Origin of the sequence: Streptomyces sp. CB02923 (genome assembly GCF_001905005.1) — a bacterium.
Classification (GTDB): domain Bacteria; phylum Actinomycetota; class Actinomycetes; order Streptomycetales; family Streptomycetaceae; genus Streptomyces.
In genome coordinates this window covers 178,771-201,134 of sequence record NZ_LWKZ01000012.1, presented here as the reverse complement: position 1 = coordinate 201,134, position 22,364 = coordinate 178,771, and the positions used below count along the sequence as shown (strand labels likewise).

The 22,364-nt window shown below is 71.3% G+C and carries 17 protein-coding genes, 1 tRNA gene and 1 pseudogene; 14 read left to right on the top strand and 5 right to left on the bottom strand.

The annotated features are described in order from the left end of the window. Window positions 1–3: 3 nt before the first annotated feature. A complete protein-coding gene (locus A6A06_RS12615; RefSeq protein ID WP_073761307.1) occupies window positions 4–1,158 on the top strand; it encodes an acyl-CoA dehydrogenase family protein in 1,155 nt (384 codons plus the stop codon). 135 nt (window positions 1,159–1,293) lie between these two features. On the opposite strand, the gene A6A06_RS12610 is transcribed toward A6A06_RS12615, so the two are convergent. After that, window positions 1,294–2,907: a beta-N-acetylhexosaminidase gene (locus A6A06_RS12610; RefSeq protein ID WP_073761306.1), complete on the bottom strand. Its 1,614-nt coding sequence runs from the start codon at window positions 2,905–2,907 to the stop codon at window positions 1,294–1,296. Between the two features lie 203 nt (window positions 2,908–3,110). Here A6A06_RS12610 and A6A06_RS12605 point away from each other — a divergent pair, with 203 nt between their 5' ends. Next, entirely contained in the window at window positions 3,111–3,386 is a 276-nt protein-coding gene (locus A6A06_RS12605) for a hypothetical protein (protein WP_073761305.1), read from the top strand. A 72-nt stretch (window positions 3,387–3,458) separates the two neighbouring features. Then, entirely contained in the window at window positions 3,459–5,288 is a 1,830-nt protein-coding gene (gene glmS / locus A6A06_RS12600; RefSeq protein ID WP_073761304.1) for a glutamine--fructose-6-phosphate transaminase (isomerizing), read from the top strand. 550 nt (window positions 5,289–5,838) lie between these two features. Here glmS and A6A06_RS12595 read toward each other — a convergent pair. Beyond that, window positions 5,839–6,360 carry a universal stress protein gene (locus A6A06_RS12595; RefSeq protein WP_073761303.1) on the bottom strand — a complete coding sequence of 174 codons (522 nt, stop codon included), beginning with the start codon at window positions 6,358–6,360 and terminating at the stop codon, window positions 5,839–5,841. Window positions 6,361–6,781: 421 nt separating this feature from the next. Here A6A06_RS12595 and A6A06_RS12590 point away from each other — a divergent pair, with 421 nt between their 5' ends. The 4 genes from A6A06_RS12590 (at window position 6,782) to A6A06_RS12575 (ending at window position 9,703) form a co-directional block, all read left to right on the top strand. Continuing rightward, window positions 6,782–7,054, top strand: coding sequence for a hypothetical protein (locus A6A06_RS12590; RefSeq protein WP_242440707.1), 273 nt, complete (start codon window positions 6,782–6,784; stop codon window positions 7,052–7,054). Between the two features lie 348 nt (window positions 7,055–7,402). After that, the gene (locus tag A6A06_RS12585; protein WP_073761301.1) at window positions 7,403–8,905 is read left to right on the top strand and encodes a GlxA family transcriptional regulator; all 1,503 of its coding nucleotides are present in this window, start codon (window positions 7,403–7,405) and stop codon (window positions 8,903–8,905) included. Between the two features lie 5 nt (window positions 8,906–8,910). After that, window positions 8,911–9,519, top strand: a complete 609-nt coding sequence (gene orn, locus A6A06_RS12580) for an oligoribonuclease (RefSeq protein WP_030018887.1) — start codon at window positions 8,911–8,913, stop codon at window positions 9,517–9,519. 108 nt (window positions 9,520–9,627) lie between these two features. Then, window positions 9,628–9,703 (top strand) — tRNA-His (locus A6A06_RS12575). A gap of 331 nt (window positions 9,704–10,034) precedes the next feature. On the opposite strand, the gene A6A06_RS12570 is transcribed toward A6A06_RS12575, so the two are convergent. Further along, window positions 10,035–10,685 carry an NAD(P)-dependent oxidoreductase gene (locus tag A6A06_RS12570; RefSeq protein WP_073761300.1) on the bottom strand — a complete coding sequence of 217 codons (651 nt, stop codon included), beginning with the start codon at window positions 10,683–10,685 and terminating at the stop codon, window positions 10,035–10,037. 133 nt (window positions 10,686–10,818) lie between these two features. Here A6A06_RS12570 and A6A06_RS12565 point away from each other — a divergent pair, with 133 nt between their 5' ends. The 3 genes from A6A06_RS12565 (at window position 10,819) to A6A06_RS12555 (ending at window position 14,792) form a co-directional block, all read left to right on the top strand. Next, window positions 10,819–11,820 carry an AraC family transcriptional regulator gene (locus A6A06_RS12565; RefSeq protein WP_073761299.1) on the top strand — a complete coding sequence of 334 codons (1,002 nt, stop codon included), beginning with the start codon at window positions 10,819–10,821 and terminating at the stop codon, window positions 11,818–11,820. 271 nt (window positions 11,821–12,091) lie between these two features. Next, window positions 12,092–13,348 carry a glycoside hydrolase family 5 protein gene (locus A6A06_RS12560; RefSeq protein WP_242440706.1) on the top strand — a complete coding sequence of 419 codons (1,257 nt, stop codon included), beginning with the start codon at window positions 12,092–12,094 and terminating at the stop codon, window positions 13,346–13,348. 7 nt (window positions 13,349–13,355) lie between these two features. Then, complete coding sequence (locus A6A06_RS12555; RefSeq protein WP_073761298.1) at window positions 13,356–14,792, top strand: glycoside hydrolase family 6 protein; 1,437 nt, start codon at window positions 13,356–13,358, stop codon at window positions 14,790–14,792. Window positions 14,793–15,014: 222 nt separating this feature from the next. On the opposite strand, the gene A6A06_RS12550 is transcribed toward A6A06_RS12555, so the two are convergent. After that, the gene (locus A6A06_RS12550) at window positions 15,015–16,118 is read right to left on the bottom strand and encodes a LacI family DNA-binding transcriptional regulator (RefSeq protein ID WP_073761297.1); all 1,104 of its coding nucleotides are present in this window, start codon (window positions 16,116–16,118) and stop codon (window positions 15,015–15,017) included. Window positions 16,119–16,308: 190 nt separating this feature from the next. Between A6A06_RS12550 and A6A06_RS12545 the strand changes: the two genes are divergently transcribed. From A6A06_RS12545 to A6A06_RS12530, 4 genes are all read left to right on the top strand, one after another. Next, entirely contained in the window at window positions 16,309–17,640 is a 1,332-nt protein-coding gene (locus tag A6A06_RS12545; protein ID WP_073761296.1) for an ABC transporter substrate-binding protein, read from the top strand. A gap of 3 nt (window positions 17,641–17,643) precedes the next feature. Beyond that, entirely contained in the window at window positions 17,644–18,606 is a 963-nt protein-coding gene (locus A6A06_RS12540; protein WP_073761295.1) for a carbohydrate ABC transporter permease, read from the top strand. Between the two features lie 9 nt (window positions 18,607–18,615). Next, on the top strand, window positions 18,616–19,458 hold the full coding sequence (locus A6A06_RS12535; RefSeq protein WP_073761294.1) for a carbohydrate ABC transporter permease: 843 nt from the start codon (window positions 18,616–18,618) through the stop codon (window positions 19,456–19,458). A gap of 208 nt (window positions 19,459–19,666) precedes the next feature. Further along, window positions 19,667–21,118 (top strand): GH1 family beta-glucosidase, encoded by a 1,452-nt coding sequence (locus A6A06_RS12530; protein ID WP_073761293.1) that lies wholly within the window; start codon window positions 19,667–19,669, stop codon window positions 21,116–21,118. Window positions 21,119–21,203: 85 nt separating this feature from the next. Here A6A06_RS12530 and A6A06_RS12525 read toward each other — a convergent pair. Further along, window positions 21,204–22,115, bottom strand: a pseudogene (locus A6A06_RS12525) (chitinase); the annotation flags it as partial. Window positions 22,116–22,364: the final 249 nt, after the last annotated feature.

Here is a 22,364-nt window from a genome sequence, read left to right as displayed (position 1 = left end):
ACGATGTCCCTGGACCACCGCCTGTCCCCTGAACTCGAAGAACTGCGGCGCACGGTCGAGGCGTTCGCCCACGACGTGGTCGCCCCCAAGATCGGCGAGTACTACGAGCACCACGAGTTCCCGTACGAGATCGTGCGGGAGATGGGCCGGATGGGGCTGTTCGGCCTGCCCTTCCCCGAGGAGTACGGCGGCATGGGCGGCGACTACCTCGCCCTCGGCGTCGCCCTGGAGGAGCTGGCCCGCGTCGACTCGTCCGTGGCGATCACCCTGGAGGCGGGCGTCTCGCTCGGCGCCATGCCGATCTACCACTTCGGCACCGAGGAGCAGAAGCGGGAGTGGCTGCCCCGGATGTGCGCGGGCGAGGTGCTCGGCGCCTTCGGCCTGACCGAACCGGACGGCGGCTCGGACGCGGGCGCCACCCGCACCACGGCGGTCCGCGACGGCGACCACTGGGTGATCAACGGCAGCAAGTGCTTCATCACCAACTCCGGCACCGACATCACCGGCCTGGTCACGGTCACCGCCGTCACCGGCCGCAAGGACGACGGCAGCCCGCTGATCTCCTCGATCATCGTGCCGTCCGGCACCCCGGGCTTCAGCGTCGCCGCCCCGTACTCGAAGGTCGGCTGGAACGCCTCGGACACCCGTGAGCTGTCCTTCTCCGACGTACGGGTCCCGGTGGGCAACCTCGTCGGCACGGAAGGCCGCGGCTACGCCCAGTTCCTGCGCATCCTGGACGAGGGCCGGATCGCCATCGCGGCGCTGGCCACCGGCCTCGCGCAGGGCTGCGTGGACGAATCCGTCCGGTACGCCAAGGACCGGCACGCGTTCGGCCGGCCGATCGGCCACAACCAGGCGATCCAGTTCAAGCTGGCCGACATGGAGATGCGCGCCCACACCTCCCGGCTGGCCTGGCGCGACGCCGCGTCCCGCCTGGTGCACGGCGAGACCTTCAAGAAGGAGGCGGCCCTCGCCAAGCTGTACTCCTCCGAGATCGCGGTGGACAACGCCCGCGAGGCCACCCAGATCCACGGCGGCTACGGCTTCATGAACGAGTACCCGGTCGCCCGCATGTGGCGGGACTCCAAGATCCTGGAGATCGGCGAGGGGACGAGCGAGGTGCAGCGGCTGCTGATCGCCCGCGAGCTGGGCGTGTAGGGCGGCCGCGGCGGGCGGCCCGTACGGCTGGGCCGCGGCCGGCGGCCCGTACGGCTCTCCCGTACGGGCCGCCCGGTACGGCACAGGGCGGGACCGGAGCACCGGTCCCGCCCCGCTGTCGTCACCGCCGTCGGCTCACTTGCGCCACGGGACCTGCGGCGACCTGTAGTAGTCGAAGCCCATGGCCTCCCAGCGGGGTGCCAGGGACGCCAGCCGGTGCTTATACGTGTTCCAGTCGTGCGTGGACGCCGGCGACCAGCCCAGTTCGGCGATGCCGGGCATCCGCGGGAACGTCATGTAGTCGAGGTGCTGGTTGGTGGAGAGGGTCTCCGTCCAGATGGGGGCCTCGACGCCGAGGATCGACTTCTGCGGTGCGCCCTTGAGGTAGGTCGCGGGGTTCCAGTCGTAGGACCGCTGCACCTCGACGTACCCGGCCCAGGCCTTACCCAGCTTGGTGTCCTTGGTGTACTTCATGTCGAGGTAGGACCGGTCGGCCGGCGACAGGACGAGCCCGGCGCCCTTCTTGGCGGCCGCCACGACCTGCGCGCGCTCCTTGGCGCTGGTCTTGTCGTAGCCCCAGTACTGCACCACGGCGCCCTTGGCGGGGGTGACGGCGGTCAGCTGGTGCCACCCCATGACCTTCTTCTTGTGCTTGGTCACCAGCGGCTGGACCTTGTTCATGAAGGTCATGTAGTCGGCGTGGCTGGTGGAGTAGGCCTCGTCACCGCCGATGTGCAGGTACGGGCCGGGGGTGAGCGCCGCGACCTCGCGGAAGACGTCGTCCAGGAACTCGTACGTCACCTTCTTGGGCACGCACAGCGAGCTGAAGCCGACCTCGACGCCCGTGTAGATCGGAGGCGCAACGTTGTTGCAGTTGAGCTTCGCGTACGAGGCGAGCGCGGCCTGGGTGTGCCCAGGGGTGTCGATCTCGGGGATGACCTCCATGTACCGGCTGGCGGCGTACCGCAGGATCTCGCGGTACTGGGCCTGGGTGTAGTAGCCGCCGGGGCCGCCGCCGACCTGGGTGCTGCCGCCGTACGCGGCGAGCCGCGGCCAGGACTTGATCTGCAGCCGCCAGCCCTGGTCGTCGGTGAGGTGCAGATGCAGCTTGTTGTACTTGTACAGCGCAAGCTGATCGATGTAACGCTTCAGCTGGTCGACGGTGAAGAAGTGCCGACCGACATCGATCATCCCGCCGCGGTAGCCGTAGCGCGGGGTGTCGGTGATGGTGCCACCGGAGACCCTCCAGGGGCTGTGCTGCTCGCTGCGCTTCTCGACGGACGGCGGCAGCAGCTGCCGCAGCGTCTGTACGCCGTGGAAGAGCCCGGCGGGCCGGGCGGCGCTGATCGTCACCGCGTGCCGGGTGGAGGTGAGGCGGTAGCCCTCGGCGCCCAGCTTCGCGGTGTCCTTGCCCCCCAGCCGCAGCACGATGCCGTCCCGGCCGTCCTTGCCGGTGACCGGCAGGGGGTAGCCGGTGGACGGGCGCAGGACGTCCGCCAGATAGCCGGCCACCCGCCTGACCTCGCCGGACGCGCCGGGCACCCGGATCTGCGTCCGGTCGCCGATCGTGTAGGGGTCCTTGCCGGGCCGGACGGCGGCGGGCGCCGGGATGACCTGGTCAAGGGCTATCGGCTTGGCGTGGCGGGCGGACGGGCCGCCGCGGTCGGCCGCGGCGGACTGCGCCGCGGCCGTCGACAGGCCGGTCGCCGCAACCAGCAGCAGCGAGCAGAACAGTCTGCTTCGTCTCACGAGATTCCCTTCGGTGGGCTCATCGTGCAGGGCCGTGCGTGGACGTCGTACGTGGCATGGAGCAACCGAACGTCAACATTGAGTACCGCTCACCCTCCTAATGGTCAAGGTGGGGCCCACGTCTGGCGCCATTCGGCGTGTCGCCTGCCCGATATCGGGCAGGTTTCTTGCATAAGCCCGACTGAACCATCAGTATTCATCGGGTGCTCGATCGCCGTTCGCCCCATGAGGACCTCGTCGACCACCTGGTGCGCAGCACACCGCTACAGCGCGGTGAGGCCGCCCGGGTGGTGCTCGACGTCCTCGCGTACTTCGACGAGACGACCGAGGACTACGTCCGCAGACGCCATCGGGAACTGCAGTCGCAGGGACTGCGCAACGAGGCGATCTTCGAACGCATCGGCCAGGAGCTGCCGCACCGCGCGGTCCGCCCGCCCGACCTCTCGGCGCGCCAGCTGCGTCGCCTCGTCTACGGCTGAACCGGCCGAGCACACCGGCGCGCGCCGCATCGTGCGCCACCTGTCCAACTGCCTGACCGGGAGGGTCACTACATGTGCGGGATCGTCGGCTACATCGGTAAGCGGGACGTGGCTCCGCTGCTCCTCGAAGGACTGCAGCGTCTGGAGTACCGCGGATACGACTCCGCCGGTATCGCCATCCACGCCAAGGGCACCGGCAAGGCCGCCGGCGGCCTGAAGACCGCGAAGGCCAAGGGCCGCGTCCGCGAGCTGGAGTCCCGGCTGCCCAAGCGCTTCGCGGGCACCGCCGGCATCGCGCACACCCGCTGGGCCACCCACGGCGCCCCCACCGACGAGAACGCGCACCCGCACGTCGACACCGAGGGCAAGGTCGCCGTCGTCCACAACGGCATCATCGACAACGCCGACGAGCTGCGCGCCAAGCTCACCGCCGACGGCGTGGAGTTCGTCTCCGAGACCGACACCGAGGTGCTGGCCCACCTGATCGGCCGCTCCCAGGCGCCGACCCTGGAGGAGCAGGTCCGCGAGGCCCTGCGGGTCATCGAGGGCACGTACGGCATCGCCGTGCTGCACGCCGACTTCCCCGAGCGCATCGTCGTCGCCCGCAACGGCTCCCCGGTCGTCCTGGGCATCGGCGAGAAGGAGATGTTCGTTTCCTCCGACGTCGCCGCGCTGGTCTCGCACACCCGCCAGGTCGTCACCCTCGACGACGGCGAGATGGCCACCATCAAGGCCGACGACTACCGCACGTACACCACCGAGGGCTCGCACACCTCCGCCCAGCCGACCACCGTGGAGTGGGAGGCCGAGTCGTACGACATGGGCGGCCACGACACGTACATGCACAAGGAGATCAGCGAGCAGGCCGACGCGGTGGACCGCGTGCTGCGCGGGCGGATCGACGACCGCTTCTCCACCGTGCACCTGGGCGGCCTGAACCTGGACCCCCGCGAGGCGCGCGCCATCCGCCGCGTCAAGATCCTCGGCTGCGGCACCTCGTACCACGCGGGCCAGATCGGCGCGCAGATGATCGAGGAGCTGGCCCGCATCCCCTCGGACGCCGAGCCGGCCTCCGAATTCCGCTACCGCAACCCGGTCGTGGACCCCGACACCCTCTACATCGCGGTGTCCCAGTCCGGTGAGACCTACGACGTGCTGGCGGCCGTGCAGGAGCTCAAGCGCAAGGGCGCGCGCGTCCTGGGCGTGGTGAACGTGGTCGGCTCGGCCATCGCCCGGGAGACCCACGGCGGCGTGTACGTGCACGCGGGCCCGGAGGTCTGCGTGGTCTCCACCAAGTGCTTCACCAACACCGTGGTCGCCTTCGGGCTGCTCGCCCTGCACCTGGGCCGCATCCGCGACCTGTCCGTCGCCGACGGCAAGCGGATCATCGAGGGCCTGCGCAAGCTGCCCGCCCAGATCCAGGAAATCCTCCAGATGGAGGACGAGGTCAAGGCGCTGGCGGCCGAGTACGCGGAAGCCAGGTCGATGATGTTCATCGGCCGGGTGCGCGGCTACCCCGTCGCCCGCGAGGCCTCCCTCAAGCTCAAGGAGATCTCCTACATCCACGCCGAGGCGTACCCGGCGTCCGAGCTCAAGCACGGCCCGCTGGCGCTCATCGAGCCGGCCATGCCGACCGTGGCGATCATCCCGGACGACGACCTGCTGGAGAAAAACCGCGCCGCGATGGAGGAGATCAAGGCCCGCAGCGGCCGCATCCTGGCCGTCGCGCACCAGAAGCAGGACAAGGCCGACCACACCATCGTCGTGCCGAAGAACGAGAACGAGCTGGACCCGATCCTGATGGGCATCCCGCTCCAGCTGCTGGCCTACCACGTGGCGCTGGCCATGGGCCGGGACATCGACAAGCCGCGCAACCTGGCGAAGTCGGTCACGGTCGAGTAGCCATTCGACGTGCCGCGGGGGTCCTGTCCACCCCCGCGGTCACGGACCTTCGTCCGGGGGTCGGGCGGCCTACGGGGGGCCGCCCGGACGGACGATGCGTCTGACAAGGGGGCGGGAGGCGGGTGCCCCGCGCGTGCCACCATACGCGCGGGGCCCCGCCTCCCCTGTTGCCGGCGTCGCCCTTACGCCGGCGGTGGCCACCTTCCCGGGAACCGTCACCTCCCGGGCGGCAGCACGCTGTTGACGGGCGGAGGCCGGGCGGCGGACCACCCCGTCCGCCGGACGCCCGCGCGCCCCGGGAGCGAGAGCGGCGGCGCCCGGCCGGCCCGGCCGTTCACGCTCCGTTCGCATCCCCTTGATCGGATTTCTACCCGCCACCACCGCCCATTCCACCTCTACGGGCCAGTAGATATGCCGGATACCCAGGGACACGCCGCTGGTGACGCTCGCTCACCTCACGCCCCATGAGGTCACGGAGCGTCAGGGGCGTACGCCTTTACGGCGGTCGGGACTGCGGTCGGGCCGGGCGAGGGCCGGGGCAGGCGACCGGTCAGGGGATGACGATCACGGGCCGCTGCGCCCGACGGGCCAGCCGCCCCGCGACCGATCCGAAGATCCGGCCCACGATGCCGTGCGTCGAGCCGACCACGATCGCGTCGGCCTCGTACTCATGGCCGACCTCCTCCAGCTCGTGGCAGATGTCGCCGCCGCGCTCCACGAGGACCCACGGAATCTCCGCGAGATGGTCGGCGCAGGCGAGCTCCAGCCCCAGCACTTCCGTACGGTGGTCCGGTACGTCCACGAAGACCGGGGGCTCACAGCCCGCCCAGACCGTCGTGGGCAGCCGGTTGGCGACATGGACGATGATCAGGCCTGAGCCGGAGCGCCGCGCCATACCGATTGCATACGCCAACGCGCGCTCGCTCGACGTCGAGCCGTCGAAGCCGACCACGACGCCGTGCCGGAAGGCGGGATCGCAGGAGTGACGTGTCTGATCCGCCGCTTGGAGGTCCGCCGTCGGATCGGCGACCTGCTTGCGGTCCGCGGGTTCGGGGATTTCTTGACCGGCCATGGTGTCTCGGCGAAGGAGGTCCTTGCGGAGGGGCGGACGGGGAGCGTCGATTGACTTGATCCGGCAGTTGACTGAGCTGGCTTGATCGAGAGGTCGGCCCCTTAGTTCAAAGGGGAACAACACGACCGGGAATCATCTTCCCAATGCCTTACCCCAAGAGTACGGCGCCAGCCCCCCGCTGCCCAGAGCCCCGCGCGGGTGACGGGCCCCTGTGACGGGGGCGGACCCCCGCAGCCACAGGGGGCGGGATACCGCTCGAACATTCCCCGGAGCATGCCGGAGCGTGGCCCGGATGGCAATGCCCCGGCCTGCCCCCGTACGTACCCATCGCGGTGACTCACGGCCCCCGCAGCCGTTGTAGTACCTGCCTGCCTGGAGGGAGCACGCCGTGCCCGGTCCGTCGAACACATCAGCCGATCCGGTGAGCGATCTCGTCCGCTGGGCGGCGTTCAGCTGTGCCGTGGTACCCCTCGTCCTCGTCCTGTGCGGCGCGTCCGCCGTCGGGGCGGCCGGCACCGCCGTGGGACTGGCGACGGTGACCTGTGCGTGCCGGGCCCTGCTGCGCCAGTCCGAGCGCACCGCCGCCCGGCTGTCGCCCGACGAGATCGCCCCGCACCGCGGCCGGCACAGCCGTACCGGCACCGGAGCTCACCGCGGAGGGCGCCGCTCCGAGGGGCGTACGCCGGAGGAATGACGCGCTCGCAAGCCTGCCCAGGTTCGTTTTCGGCCAACTTCACGCTCAGGTGCATCCCTTGGCATCAGAGACCCGCAACCTGGGCCTGAGCTGGGAGGAAAGGACCGCCGGGCATGGTTGTGCCCTACGGCTCACGGGCAGAGGCGAGAGGCGTACTTCCCAGCAGGCCCGACGAGTGGAACGCTTCGTGATCGAATGCTTCGCGCCAAGTTGCCATATCGACATACGAGCGGGTGGTGAACTTGGCACTCCATCCTCACGGGACGCAGTAGATTCGATCTTGGCAATCACGGCGGGGGAACAGTGCAGGACCGAGAGGGCGAGACGACCGAGGGGGGCTTAAGTGCCATGAGCCAGGACTCCGCTGCCGTACCAGATGCCGCACGCAAGCTCGCCGCCCGACGACGCCGCGAAATAGTCGCGGTGCTCCTCTTCAGTGGCGGCCCGATTTTCGAGAGCTCCATTCCGCTCTCGGTCTTCGGCATCGACCGCCAGGACGCGGGTGTTCCGCGGTACCGACTACTTGTGTGCGCGGGCGAAGATGCGCCTTTGCGCACCACCGGGGGGCTCGAACTTTCGGCCCCCTACGGGCTGGAGGCGATAGCCCGCGCGGGCACGGTCGTCGTGCCGGCCTGGCGGTCCATCACACAGGCACCACCACCGGCCGCGCTGGACGCGCTGCGCCGGGCACACGAAGAAGGGGCCCGCATCGTCGGGCTCTGCACGGGAGCCTTCGTGCTCGCCGCCGCAGGGCTCCTCGACGGCCGCCCCGCGACCACCCACTGGATGTACGCGCCGACGCTCGCCAAGCGTTATCCGTCCGTCCATGTCGATCCCCGCGAGCTCTTCGTCGACGACGGCGACGTGCTGACCTCCGCGGGGACCGCCGCCGGCATCGACCTGTGCCTGCACATCGTCCGTACCGACCACGGGGCGGACGCGGCCAACGCGCTCGCCCGGCGGCTGGTGGTCCCGCCCCGGCGCACCGCGTCGGACCTGGGGCACCAGAGGTACCTGGACAGGTCATTACCGGAGGAGATCGGTGCGGACCCGCTCGCCGAGGTCGTGGCCTGGGCGCTGGAGCACCTCCACGAGCAGTTCGACGTGGAGACGCTGGCGGCCCGCGCCTACATGAGCCGCCGCACCTTCGACCGCCGTTTCCGGTCCCTGACCGGGAGCGCGCCGCTGCAATGGCTGATCACCCAGCGCGTCCTGCAGGCGCAGCGGCTGCTGGAGACCTCCGACTACTCCGTGGACGAGGTCGCCGGACGCTGCGGCTTCCGGTCGCCGGTCGCACTGCGCGGCCACTTCCGGCGGCAGTTGGGTGCCTCTCCCGCGGCCTACCGCGCGGCGTACCGCGCGCGCAGGCCGCAGAACGGGGTGCCCGAGCAGGTCTCCCGGGCGGACCGGCCGGAGCGCGGTGAGCGCCCCGGTGCCGGTGCGGACCGGTTCGCCGCCGCGGCGGCGGGCCACCTGCCGGGGGGCCACGGCCAGCTGCACCACGGGCAGGCGTCGCACAGCCAGGCGACGCACGCCCAAGGGGGCCTCGGTCCGGGCGGGCACACGCAGGGCCACCCCCAGAGCGGCCACGGACCGGGCGGGCACCCCCAGGGCTCGCACGGTGGTCCCGGCGGGCACAGCGGTCCGGGCGGGCACGGGTCGGGCGGCCAGCCGGGGCACAGTACGGCGGGCCACACCCAGCCGGTGCACAGCCAGGCCACGGCGCTCGCGCCGACAGAACCGGGCAAACCGGAATCCGACGCGTACTCGCCGAGGCTTCCGGAACAGTCCGCCGGGCGCCCGGCCGGGCGCCCGGTGCTGCCCAGTCAGCGGGAGCGCCCCGTAGGGTGAGACGTATGAACGATCGCATGGTGTGGATCGACTGCGAGATGACCGGGCTCTCGCTGGCGAACGACGCGCTCATCGAGGTGGCCGCCCTGGTCACCGACTCGGAGCTGAATGTCCTGGGCGACGGGGTGGACATCGTGATCCGCCCCCCGGCCGAGGCCCTGACCACCATGCCCGAGGTCGTGCGCCAGATGCACACCTCCTCCGGGCTGCTGGCCGAGCTGGACAGCGGCACGACCCTGGAGGACGCACAGGAACAGGTGCTCCAGTACCTCAAGCAGCACGTACCGGAACCCGGCCGGGCACCGCTGTGCGGCAACTCCGTCGGCACCGACCGGGGCTTCCTGCTCCGCGACATGCCGGAGCTGGAGAGCCACCTGCACTACCGGATCGTGGACGTGTCGTCCGTGAAGGAACTGGCCCGGCGCTGGTATCCGAGGGCGTACTTCAACAGTCCGGAGAAGAACGGGAACCACCGGGCACTGGCGGACATCCGTGAATCCATCGCGGAGCTCCGCTACTACCGGGAGGCGGTCTTCGTGCCGCAGCCCGGCCCGGACTCGGACACCGCGAAGGAGATCGCGGCCAGGCACGTCCTGCCCGCGGACCCGGAGTGACGCAGCTCGCTCCCGGCCTGACCCAAAGCCGGGAGCGAGCACCCCTTCAGACCCTGTACACTTTTTCTCAGCCGGTGGGGAACAAGACACCACACAGCACCGGTCATGGTGGGTATAGCTCAGCTGGTAGAGCACCTGGTTGTGGTCCAGGATGTCGCGGGTTCAAGTCCCGTTACTCACCCCAACGAGTAGGGCCCCCGGACGTGAAAGCGTCCGGGGGCCCTAGTCGTTGGGGGTGTTTGCTTGTGCTGTGGCGGGATCGGGGTCGGGTTTCCGGTGGGGCCGGGGCGGGGCCGGGGCGTCCGCTTGGGGGGCGGCGGGTGCCCGGTGGCCGTCGGGGCCGCGGGGCGGGCGCCTTCGGAGCGGGAGCGGGCCTGCGGCTCCGGGTCCCGCGGGCTCAGCGGCCCGGGGACCCGGCACCCGCAGGCCCGGCGGCTCGTGGCCCTGGCGGCCCCGGCGGCTCGCGGGGCTCGGTGCCCGGCGGCTCAGTACCCGACGGCTCAGTACCCGGCGGCTCAGTACCCGACGGTGAAGCGCTCCCCGGTGTGCTGCGGCTTCTCGGTCTCGTCCAGGAGGGCGACGGCGTAGTCCTCGGCGGAGATCCGGCTGACGCCGTCCGCGTCGGCGATCAGGTCCTCCAGGGCGGTGCGGTAGCCGCCCGTGCGCTCCCCGGGCTCGATCAGGGCGGCCGGGCTCACGTTGGTCCAGCGCACGTCCGTGACGGTGCGGTAGAAGTCCAGCGCGTCGCCGTGTGCGTGCATGATCTGGAGCAGGAACTCCGGCAGGCCCTCCTTGTCCCAGACCTGCTTGCCGTCCGGCGTACGGAGCGAGCCGGCGCCGCCGACGGTGATCAGCCGGGGAGCGGCCGCGCCGAGGGTGCGCAGCCCCGCGACCAGGGACTCCGTCGCGGGCTTGATCGTCGCGATGTGCCCCGGGCCGTCACCGCCGCCCACGGCGCTGACCAGCACGTCCTGCCCCTCGGCCACGGCCGCGACGGAGCCGGGGTCGAGGATGTCGCCGGTGGTCACGGTCAGGTTCGGGTCGGTCTTGGTGATCTTCGCGGGGTCGCGGACGACCGCGGTGACCTGGTGGCCGCGGCGCAGCGCCTCGTCGAGGACGCGGCTGCCGATGGTGCCGTTGGCTCCGAAAATGGCGATCTTGGACATGGCGGTACTCCCTGCGCCCCTTCCGGGGCCTGCTGACTCGGGTGCGGCTTACCTTTTTCCGTCATCAGCCGCGCTGACGTCTTCTACGCTAGAGGCACGAACACGACATAACGGGGTAGGCACGGGACCATCGATGGTGAAAAACCGACACGCTCAAGACGGCGGGGAGAGCATCCCGGCGGTCGCCTTCACGGCACCGGCCGGACGGCCGGCCGGGGTGGAGGTGCTGACTCTCGCCGAGCTGCGCGACCGCGCCGACGCCTGCGCCCTCGCCGTGCCGCACCGCCCGGACTTCCACCATCTCCTCGTGGTGGACAGCGGGCACCTCCGGCACACCGTGGACTTCCGAAAGTATGAGCTGGCCGCGAATGACTGGATGTGGGTGCGTCCAGGACAAGTTCACCACTTCGGCAACTTGTCCGGGGCGGAAGGACGGCTGGTGCTGTTCGAATCCGGCTTCCTCGATCCGGCGACGGCGGCAGCGGCCCGCCTGGAGGACTGGTTCGGCCCCGCGGTGCACCACCCGGAGGGGGAGGAGGCGCAGGCGGTGGACAGCGCCCTGCGCCACCTCCACCAGGAGTTCGGGGCGCTGCGCGGCCTCCCCCTGGAGATGCACATCGAGGTACTGCGCCATCTGCTGGCCGTACTGGTCCTGCGGGCCGCCCGGCTGTCCGCGCCTGCCGGGGGCACGCGCGGCGCACGCGGCGCGCGGGACGGCCGTCGCGCGCCGGACGACGGCAGCGGCGGCGGTAACGGCAGCAGCGGCGGTAGCGGTGACGGCCATGAAGGTGACGGCGTCTGCGAGGCGAGCGAGACGTTTCTTCGCTTCCGTGACGCGGTGGAGCGCGGCTTCACCCGCAGCCGCCGCGTAGCGGACTACGCACGGACGCTCGGGTACTCGCCCCGCACCCTCTCCCGCGCGAGCGCCGCCGCCACCGGCGTGGGCGCGAAGGAGTTCATCGACCGCCGCGTGGTGCTGGAGGCCAAGCGGCTGCTGGCCCACGGAGACCAGACCGCGGCCCGGATCGCCGTCCGCCTCGGCTTCGCCGACGCGGCGAACTTCGCCAAGTTCTTCCAGCACCGCACGGGCAGTACGCCGATCTCCTTCCGTACGGAGGTACGCGGCCCGGCGTGACGGGGGGGGGAGCCACGCGGCGCGGCCGTGGACTTTTCGGGGATACCAGTGGGAGCGCTCCCAAGGATTGGGGCGGGCGGGCGCTCCGTCAAGAGGGAACGGCCGTGTACGTGGCAGGGCCGGCGACCGGGCAACCGTAAGGACCGCCGGTGGCGGAATTTATACAACTGCTCTGTAAAACCTGCCGAGTTGGCACTAGCCTCCGGGCAACCAGTGGGAGCGATTCCATCCGTCGCGGGCCGCAGCGCCCGCGCGATCCGAGGAGTCGCTCATGCGCAGACCGATACGCCTGTACGCCCTTGCGGTGGCCGCGGTGCTCGCACTCCCGGGCGCGTCCCCGCCCGCCGCGGCCGCCCAGGTCGCCCCGCTCGTCCCGGCCTCCCCGTCCGCCCCATCCGCGCCCCCTCAGCTGCACGTCGAGGGCAACCGCCTCGTCGACCGTGCGGGCAACGCGCACCGCCTGCTCGGGGTGAACCGTTCCGGCGCCGAGTTCTCGTGCGTACAGGGCCGTGGCGTCTTCGACGGCCCGGCGGACGACGCGTCCGTCGCGGCCATCGCGGGCTGGGGTGCCAACGCCGTCCGCGTCCCGCTCAACGAGGAGTGCTGGCTGGGCACGCCCAACATCGACCCCCGGTACGCGGGCGCCGCCTACACCTCGGCCGTACGCGACTACGTACGGCGGCTCACGGCCCACGGCCTGACGCCGGTCCTCGAACTCCACTGGAGCCACGGCCGCTACACCGGCCCCTCGGCCGGCTGCGCCGACGAGCACGCGAGCTGCCAGAAACCCATGCCGGACCGGCGCCACTCCCCCGCCTTCTGGTCCTCCGTCGCCGACGCCTTCAAGGACGCGCCCGCGGTGGTGTTCGACCTGTACAACGAGCCGTACCCGGACCGGGCGGCCCCGGACTCCGAGCGGGCGTGGGCCTGCTGGCGGGACGGCGGGAGCTGCCCCGGCATCGGCTACGAGGTCGCCGGGATGCAGACGCTGGTGGACACCGTCCGGGCCGCCGGCGCCCGCAACCCGATCCTGGTGGGCGGCCTCGCGTACGCCAACGACCTCAGCCGGTGGACCGCGTACGCGCCGAAGGACCCGGCGGGCAACCTCGCGGCCGCCTGGCACGCGTACAACTTCAACGCCTGCGCCGACGAGAGCTGCTGGTCCCGCACGCTGGGGCCGGTCGCCGACCGCGTCCCGCTCGTCGCGGGCGAGATCGGAGAGAACACCTGCGCCCACGCCTTCACCGACCGCGTCATGCGGTGGCTGGACGCGCGCCAGGCCTCGTACCTGGGCTGGACCTGGAACACCTGGGACTGCGCCGCCGGACCGGCCCTCATCCGCGACTACGCGGGGACGCCCACCGCGTACGGCGCCGGGCTGCGCGATCACCTGCGCGCGCTGAACCCACCGCACGGCCCTCGTGCCGAAGCCGGTTCCGATGCCGGTTCCGATGCCGAGACCGATGCCGACGCCGGTGCCAACCCCGGTGCCGAAGCTCGTACCGAATCACGTACCGAGAAAGGATGACCCGCTCATGAGACGTTCCGCTGAACACCTTTCCACGCCCCGGCAGGACCACGGCGAAGGCACCCGGCGCGGTGCCGGCCGGCCCCGCGCTGCCCGGCTCCGCACCCGTACCTCCGTACTCGCGGCCAGCGCGGTGCTGGTCGCCGCCGGGGCCACCGACGCCCTGCGCGGCACCGCGCACGCGGCACCGGCCGCCCGCGTCGACAACCCGTACGCGGGCGCCGGGGTCTACGTGAACCCGGAGTGGTCGGCGAAGGCTGCTGCCGAACCGGGCGGCGGCAAGGTCGCCGGGCAGCCGACCGGTGTCTGGCTCGACCGCATCGCGGCCATCGGCGGCACCGGCGGCTCGATGGGCCTGCGCGGCCACCTGGACACCGCCTTACGGCAGGCGGCGGGACGGCCGCTCGTCGTACAGCTGGTCGTCTACAACCTGCCGGGCCGGGACTGCGCGGCGCTCGCCTCCAACGGCGAACTGGGCCCGACGGACATCGACGCCTACAAGACCCGCTACATCGACCCCGTCGCGGCCGTCCTCGCCGACCCGAAGTACGCGTCGCTGCGGATCGTGACCACCGTCGAGATCGACTCGCTGCCCAACCTCGTCACCAACACCGGCGGGCGCGCCACCGCCACCCCGCAGTGCGACGCCATGCTCGCCAACGGCAACTACGTGAAGGGCGTCGGCTACGCGCTCAACAAGCTCGGCGCGGTCCCGAACGTCTACAACTACGTGGACGCCGGGCACCACGGCTGGATCGGCTGGGACGACAACTTCGGCGCCTCCGCACGGGTGCTGCACCAGGCGGCCACGGCCGAGGGCAGCACGGTCGACAAAGTACACGGCTTCATCACCAACACCGCCAACTACAGCGCGCTGAAGGAGGAGAACTTCGCTCTGGGCGACTCCGTGGCGGGCCGGTCGGTGCGGGAGTCGAAGTGGGTGGACTGGAACCGTTACGCCGACGAGCTGTCGTTCGCCCAGGCGTTCCGGCAGGAGGCGGTGCGGGCCGGGTTCCGCCCGGACCTGGGCATGCTGATCGACACGTCGCGCAACGGCTGGGGCGGCAGCGCGCGGCCGTCCGGCCCCGGGCCCCGTACACATGTGGACGCGTATGTGGACGCGGGCCGGTACGACCGCAGGCTCCACGTCGGCAACTGGTGCAACCAGGCTGGCGCGGGGCTGGGCGAGCGCCCGCGGACGGCTCCGGCTGCGGGAATCGACGCGTACGTGTGGATGAAGCCGCCGGGTGAGTCGGACGGTTCGAGCTCGGCCATCCCGAACGACGAGGGCAAGGGCTTCGACCGCATGTGTGACCCGGCGTACGAGGGCAATCCCCGCAACAACCACCACCGTTCGGGGGCACTGCCCGGCGCGCCGCTGTCCGGGCACTGGTTCTCCGCGCAGTTCCGCGAACTGCTGAAGAACGCGCATCCGGCGGTTTAGGCCGCACGCTGAGAGGGCCGGGGGGGCGGGGGCTTCGGGCTGGGGTGGGGCGAGCGCTGGGCCTGGGCCGGGGCGGGGGCTTCGGGCCGGGGCTTCAGCTTGGGCTGGGGCGGGCGCTTCGGGCTGGGGCGGGGCGGGCGCTGGGCCGCGGGCGGTCCGGGCCGGGGGCGTGGCCGGCCACGCGAACTCCCGTCCCTGCGCCCCCGCGCCCCTGCGCCGCTCTCAGGACGACGCCCGGCGCACCAGCTCGGTCGGCAGCACCAGGTGAGTGCCGGCCGGGTCGGCCGGGTCGGCCGGGCGGGTCGGGCCGGTCGGGGCACCCGGCGCGTCCGGGTCCGGTGTGCTGCCGGCCGCTCCCCCGGTGATCTGCTCCATCAGCAGCCGCGCCATCGCCCGGCCCATCTCCTCGATGGGCTGGCGGACGCTGGTGAGCGGCGGGTCCATGTGCCGGGCGATGGCGGAGTCGTCGAAGCCGACCAGGGCCACGTCGTCGGGGATGCGGCGGCCCGCCGCGCGCAGTTCCTGGCGGGCGCCCGCGGCCATCACGTCCGAGGCGCAGAAGACGGCGTCCAGGGCGGGGCGGCGGGCGAGCAGTTCGCGCAGCGCGCGCCGTCCGCCGTCCTCGGTGAAGTCGCCGTGGGCGACGAGCCCGGTGTCCTCGGGGAGGCCGGCGGCGCGTACGGCCTGCCGGTAGCCGTCGAGGCGGCAGTGGGCCACGTACATGTCGGGGGGCCCGGCGATGGTGGCGACCTGGCGGCGCCCGCGGCCGATGAGGTGTTCCAGGGCGCTCTGTGCGCCGCCGGTGTTGTCGGAGTCCACGTACGGAACCGTTTCCCCGGCGGTGCGGCGGCCGCTGAGGACGGTCGGGATCGCCATCCGCTCCAGCAGGTCGGGCAGCGGGTCGTCGCCGTGCACGGAGACCAGCAGTACGCCGTCGACGCGGTGCGCGGCGAGATAGTCGGCGAAGCGGCGCCGCTCCTTGGACGTACGGATCAGGGTGAGCAGCAACTGCATGTCGTGGTCGGCCAGTCCGGCGCTGACGCCGCGCAGGATGCCGGAGAAGTACGGCTCGGCGAAGAGCCGGGTCTCGGCCTCCGGTACGACCAGGGCGACCGTGTCGGCACGGTTGGCCGCCAGGGCGCGGGCGGCGCGGTTGGGTACGTAGCCGAGGTCGGCGACGGCCTGCTGCACCAGGGTGCGGGTCCGCTCGCTGACCCGGGGCGATCCGTTGATCACGCGGGATACCGTGCCGCGGCCGACGCCCGCCCGTGCGGCGACCTCCTCCAGCGTGGGCCTGCCGCCCCCTCGCCGTCCGCCTGGTGTCATCGCCGCCTCCGCCTGCCGTCCTGGCCGTACATTCAACAACGAACCGCTCAACCGGCGTTGGCGCACGGCCTCTTGACACACGTACCGGGGAACGGCGACTCTTCACCTCATCACGCCTGGGAGCGCTCCCACAGTACTGGACACCCCACATCCCGCACGCACGGTCTGCAGGGCACCAGGAGGAGACGCAATGCGAACGACGATCCGCCGCACCCGTCGGCGGGCGGTGGCCCTCACAGCTGCCGCCGTGCTCGGAGCCACACTGCTCGGCGGCTGCGCCGAGGACAGCGACGCCCCCGACGCGCGGGGCCCGTCGGGAGCCGGGGCCCGCAAGACCACCCTGACGGTCGGCGTCTTCGGCGTTTTCGGCTACAAGCAGGCCGGGCTCTACGACGCGTACATGAAGCTGCACCCGGACATCACGATCAAAGAGACCTCGATCGAACGGAACGAGAACTACTACCCGCAGCTGCTCACCCACCTGAGCACCGGCAGCGGACTCGCCGACGTCCAGGCGGTCGAGGTCAACAACATCGCCGAGGTCACCGCCACCCAGGCGGGCAAGCTCGTTGACCTCTCGAAGGCGCCGGGTGTACGGAAAGCGGACTTCATCCCCTGGAAATGGGCGCAGGCGACGAACGCGAGCGGCAAGACCGTGGGCCTGGGCACCGACATCGGGCCGATGGCGGTCTGCTACCGCAAGGACCTCTTCGCCAAGGCCGGGCTGCCGACCGACCGGAACGCGGTGGCCGCGCTCTGGGCGGGCGACTGGGGCAAGTACCTCGACGTCGGCAAGCGCTACATGAGCCGGGCCCCGGCAGGCACCGCTTTCGTCGACTCCGCGTCCGGCGTCTACAACGCGGTGCTCTCCAGCAGCGCCGAACGCTATTACGACCGCGACGGCAAGCTGGTCTACAAGGACAGCCCGTCGGTGCGGCAGGCGTGGGACGCGGCGATGCGGGCCGCGACGGGCAAAATGACCGCCCGGCTCCAGCAGTTCCAGAAGTCCTGGGACCAGGCGTACGCCAACGGGCGCTTCGCGACGGTCTCCTGTCCGCCGTGGATGCTCGGGTACATCAAGGAGAAGTCCGGGGACCGGGGCCGCGACGTATGGGACGTGGCCGCCGCGCCCAAGCCGGGGAACTGGGGCGGCTCCTTCCTGGCCGTACCGGAAGCGGGCCGGAACAAGAGCGAGGCGGTCAAGCTGGCGGCCTGGCTCACCGCACCCGAACAGCAGGCGAAGCTCTTCACGAAGCAGGCCAGCTTCCCCAGCGCCCGCGCGGCGTACGGTCTGCCCGCGGTGTCGGGCGCCAGGCACCCGTACTTCGGTGACGCGCCGATCGGCAGGATCTTCGCCGCGGCGGCCGAAGGCATTCCCGACCAGGTGCTCGGGCCGAAGGACCTCACCGTCAACCAGAACATCACCGACGTGGGTGTACTCCAGGTCGACCAGCAGGGCAAGACGCCCGCGCAGGGCTGGCGGGCAGCGGTCGAGTCGATCGACAACGCGCTGGACCAGTGAGCCGTGGACGGCCGGACGGTCCACTCCTGCGACAGCCCCGCCGCCGTCCGCGCCCGGGAGCGCCGCAGCCGCCGCTACCGGCGCGACCTGCGCTGGAGTCCGTACGTCTGCATCGCCCCCTTCTTCCTCTTCTTCGCCGCCTTCGGGCTCTTCCCCCTCCTCTACACGGGGTGGGCCGCGCTGCACCGTGTGGAGCTGACCGCACCCACCGACATGGAGTGGGCGGGGCTGCGCAACTTCACCCGGCTGCTGGGCGACGACTTCTTCTGGAACGCGCTCGGGAACACGTTCGTCATCGGCGTCGTCTCGACCGTTCCGCAGCTGCTGATGGCGCTGGGCCTCGCGCATCTGCTCCACTACCGGCTGCGCGGCTCGATGTTCTTCCGGGTGGCGGTGCTCACGCCGTACGCCACCTCGGTGGCCGCCGCGACACTGGTGTTCGTGCTGCTCTTCGGGCGCGACTACGGGCTGGTCAACTGGCTGCTGGGCACGGCCGGTCTGGACGGCATCGACTGGGAGAACGGTCCGTGGAGCGCCAAGCTGGCGGTCTCCACAATCGTCATCTGGCGGTGGACGGGGTACAACGCACTGATCTACCTCGCCGCCATGCAGGCCATCCCGCACGACCTGTACGAGTCGGCGGCGCTGGACGGCGCCTCCCGGTGGCAGCAGTTCCGGTACGTCACGGTCCCGTCGCTGCGTCCGACGATCCTGTTCACCTGCGTCGTCTCGACGATCGGTGCCACGCAGTTGTTCGGCGAGCCGCTGCTGTTCAGCGGGAGCGCCGGTGCTTCGGGGGGCGCCGATCACCAGTACCAGACCCTGGGCCTGTATCTGTACGAGCAGGGGTGGGTGAACCTCCATCTCGGCCGGGCCTCGGCCATCGCCTGGACGATGTTCCTGATCCTGCTGGTGATCGCCGCGGTCAACGCGCTGGTCGCCCGCCGGCTGCGTACGAACCAGTGAGGAGGAGCCATGACAACCCGACGCGCCGGGCGGCAGCTGCACGGCGGCAAGGTGACCTATGTGGTGCTGATCCTCTTCACCGCCGGGTCGCTCTTCCCGCTGCTGTGGACCGCCGTCGCCGCCTCCCGCAGCAACACCCGGCTCGCGCAGACGCCGCCGCCGTTCTGGTTCGGCGGGAATCTGCTCAAGAACCTCGGTACGGCCTGGTCCGACGCCAACATGGGCGCGGCGCTGCTGAACACCACAGTGGTCGCCACGACGATCGCGGCGGGCACGGTGGTGTTCTCGACCGTCGCCGGGTTCGCCTTCGCCAAGCTGCGCTTCCGGGCGAAGAAGCTGCTGCTGTTGCTGGTGATCGGCACGATGATGGTGCCGCCGCAGCTCAGTGTCGTACCGCTGTTCATGACCGTCGCCGAGCTGGAGTGGACCGACCAGTTGCAGGCGGTCATCCTGCCCACCCTCGTCAGCGCCTTCGGTGTCTTCTTCATGCGGCAGTACCTGCTCCAGGCCCTGCCGACCGAGCTGATCGAGGCGGCGCGCACGGACGGCGCGAACAGCTGGCGCGTGGTGTGGCACGTCGTCTTCCCGGCCGCGCGGCCCGCGATGGCGGTGCTCGGTCTGCTGACCTTCGTCCAGGCGTGGAACGACTTCTTCTGGCCGATCATCGCGCTGACGCAGAACGGCAACCCGACCGTGCAGGTGGCGTTGACCGGTCTCGGGCGCGGCTACATCCCCGACCAGTCCGTGATCATGGCGGGCGCGCTGCTGGGCACGCTGCCGCTGCTCGTCGCGTTCGTCCTGTTCGGCAAGCAGATCGTCGGGGGGATCATGCAGGGCGCGGTCAAGGGCTGACCGGTGAGCCGCCACGCCACTCCCCGGGCTCCGGCTCCGGCTCCGGCTCCGTACGAGTCTGCCCGCGGGCCGGGCCGTCTCCGCGAACCAGTCGAACCATCCGCACCAGTCCAACCATCCGCACCAGCCGCTCCACATGCACCACTCGCGCCACGCGCTCCGCACGGCCCGTGCCGTGTGCCGCGTCCTCGTGAACGGGAGTACCGCCATGTCCAGCCCCCTTCGCTTTCCGCCCGGCTTCGTCTGGGGTGCGGCCACCGCCGCCTATCAGGTCGAGGGTGCCGCCCGGGAGGGCGGCCGCACCCCGTCGATCTGGGACACCTTCAGTCACACCCCCGGCAAGGTCGCCGGGGGCGACACCGGTGACGTCGCCGTCGACCACTTCCACCGGCGCCACGAGGACGTGGAGCTGATGTCCGCCCTGGGCCTCGGCGCCTACCGCTTCTCCGTCTCCTGGCCGCGGGTCCAGCCGACCGGCCGCGGGCCCGCCGTACAGCGCGGGCTCGACTTCTACCGCCGGCTCGTCGACGACCTCCTCGCCCACGGCATCCGGCCGGTGCTCACGCTCTACCACTGGGACCTGCCGCAGGAGCTGGAGGCCGACATCCACGGCGGCTCCGCCTCGGGAGGCGGCTGGCCGCACCGGGACACCGCGCAGCGCTTCGCCGACTACGCGGCGATCGTGGCGGAAGCCCTCGGCGACCGTGTCGAGTGGTGGACCACCCTCAACGAGCCGTGGTGCAGCGCGTTCCTCGGTTACGGGTCGGGGGTGCACGCGCCCGGCCGAACCGACCCCGCAGCCGCTCTGCGTGCCGCGCACCACCTCAACCTCGCACACGGGCTCGCCGCCCAGGCGCTGCGCGCCGCGCTGCCCGCCCGTGGCCGGATCATGATCAGCCTCAATCCGGCGGCCGTGCGGGCCCGCTCCGACGCGCCCGCGGACCTGGACGCTCAGCGGCGGATCGACGCGCTGGCGACGCGTATCTTCACCGGGCCCCTGCTGCACGGCGCATATCCCGCGGACCTCCTCGCGGACACCGCGCGTATCACCGACTGGACCTTCGTCCGCGATGGCGATCTCACCGTCATCAAGCACCCCCTCGACGCGCTGGGCATCAACTACTACACACCCACAGTGGTATCAGGCAGCACTGACAACGCCCCTCCGCCGCGGCACGACGGGCACGGCGCCGGGGCCCGTTCGCCCTGGCCGGGCGGCGACCGGGTCGCTTTCCACCAGCCGCCGGGCGACCGCACGGCGATGGGCTGGTCCGTGGACCCGACCGGCCTCTACGACCTGCTCATGCGCTGCCACCGGGAGGCCCCCGGCCTGCCTCTGTTCGTCACCGAGAACGGCGCGGCCTACGACGACCGGCCCGACGCCGAGGGCGCGGTGCACGACCCGGAGCGCATCGCCTACGTCCACGCGCACCTCGCCGCCGCGCACCGCGCGCTCACCGACGGCGCCGACCTGCGCGGCTACTTCCTGTGGTCGCTGATGGACAACTTCGAGTGGGCGTACGGCTACAGCAAGCGGTTCGGATCGGTGTACGTGGACTTCACGACGCAGGCCCGTACGCCCAAGTCGAGTGCCCACTGGTACGCGGGCGTGGCGCGCACGAACGAACTGCCCACCCTGAGCAGCGATGTGACCGCCTGATGCGACGCCTTCACCAGAGCGGCGGGACACAGCGGTGGGGGGTGGCCGCTGTGTCCCGCCCGGGGGTGTGGCTTCGTGGTGCCGGTCAGCCCTGGTAGGAGCCGAGCGCCTTGGTGAAGTCGAGCGGGTTCTGGGAGAGGGAACTGCACGTCGGCTGAGCCGAGTTCTGGGGGCCGCCGAGACACGCCTTGTCGCGCGTCGAGGACCACATCGACAGCCAGGCGAGGTGCTTGGACTGTGCGAACGTGACCAGTTCCTTGGCGTCCTCGACCGTGAATATCTCCTTCTGCACGTCGTTGACGCCGATCATCGGGGTCACGGCGACGGCCTTCCAGGCGGCCGCGTCACCGAGGCCGAGCGTCTTCTTGAGCTGCCCCTGGGTGGCGGTGGCGGCCTGGACGGCGTACGTGCCCATGTCGCCGTCGTAGGAAGCGCCGTAGTCCATCGCCATGATGTTGACGGCGGAGATCTTCACGCCGTTCTTCTTGGCGTCGGCGACCAGGTTCACGCCGTCCTGCGTCAGGCCCTCGGGCATGACCGGCAGCGTGAAGGAGACGTCCAGGCCGGGGTGCTTCTTCTGGAGCTGCGCGATGGCCTGGGCGCGCCGGGTGTTGGCCGCGGCGTCCGGCAGCGCGCCGCCCTCGATGTCGAAGTCGACCTTCTTGAGGGCGAACTTGTCGACGACCTTGCCGTACGCGGCGGCCAGCTCGGCCGCCGACTTGCACGCCAGTCCGAGTTCGGAGCCGTTGGCGCCGCCGAAGGAGACCCGTACGTCGCCGCCGGCCTTGCGCAGTGCCGGTATCTGCTTGGCCACCGCGTCGTCGCCCAGCGCGCCCGCGCCGCCCCACTTCGGTTCGCAGCCGCCGCCGGAGGTGACGAAGGCGAGGTTGAAGGTCTTCACACCGGTCTTCGAGACGGTGTCGGCCATGTCGTACGCGGGGTACAGGGACGTGTCGATGTACGGGGTGAAGGCACCGCCTGACTTGGCCGCCGTACCGGCTTCCGGTGCCTTGGTGGCCAGCGCCGAACCGGCGACGGCGAAGGCGCCGCCCGCTGCCAGCGCCGCCGCCGCGGCCGTACCGATCAGCTTGGCCTTGCGGCTCTTGCGGCGGCGGTGTGCCGTGGAACTCATGTCGTGCCTGCCTGTTCGTCGTGGGGGGGGAGAGACGGTGGTGCGGTGGTGCAGTGGTGTGGTGGTGCGTCCCGCACGCTAGCGATCAGGAAACGGGCAAAAGGCGGTTTCAGC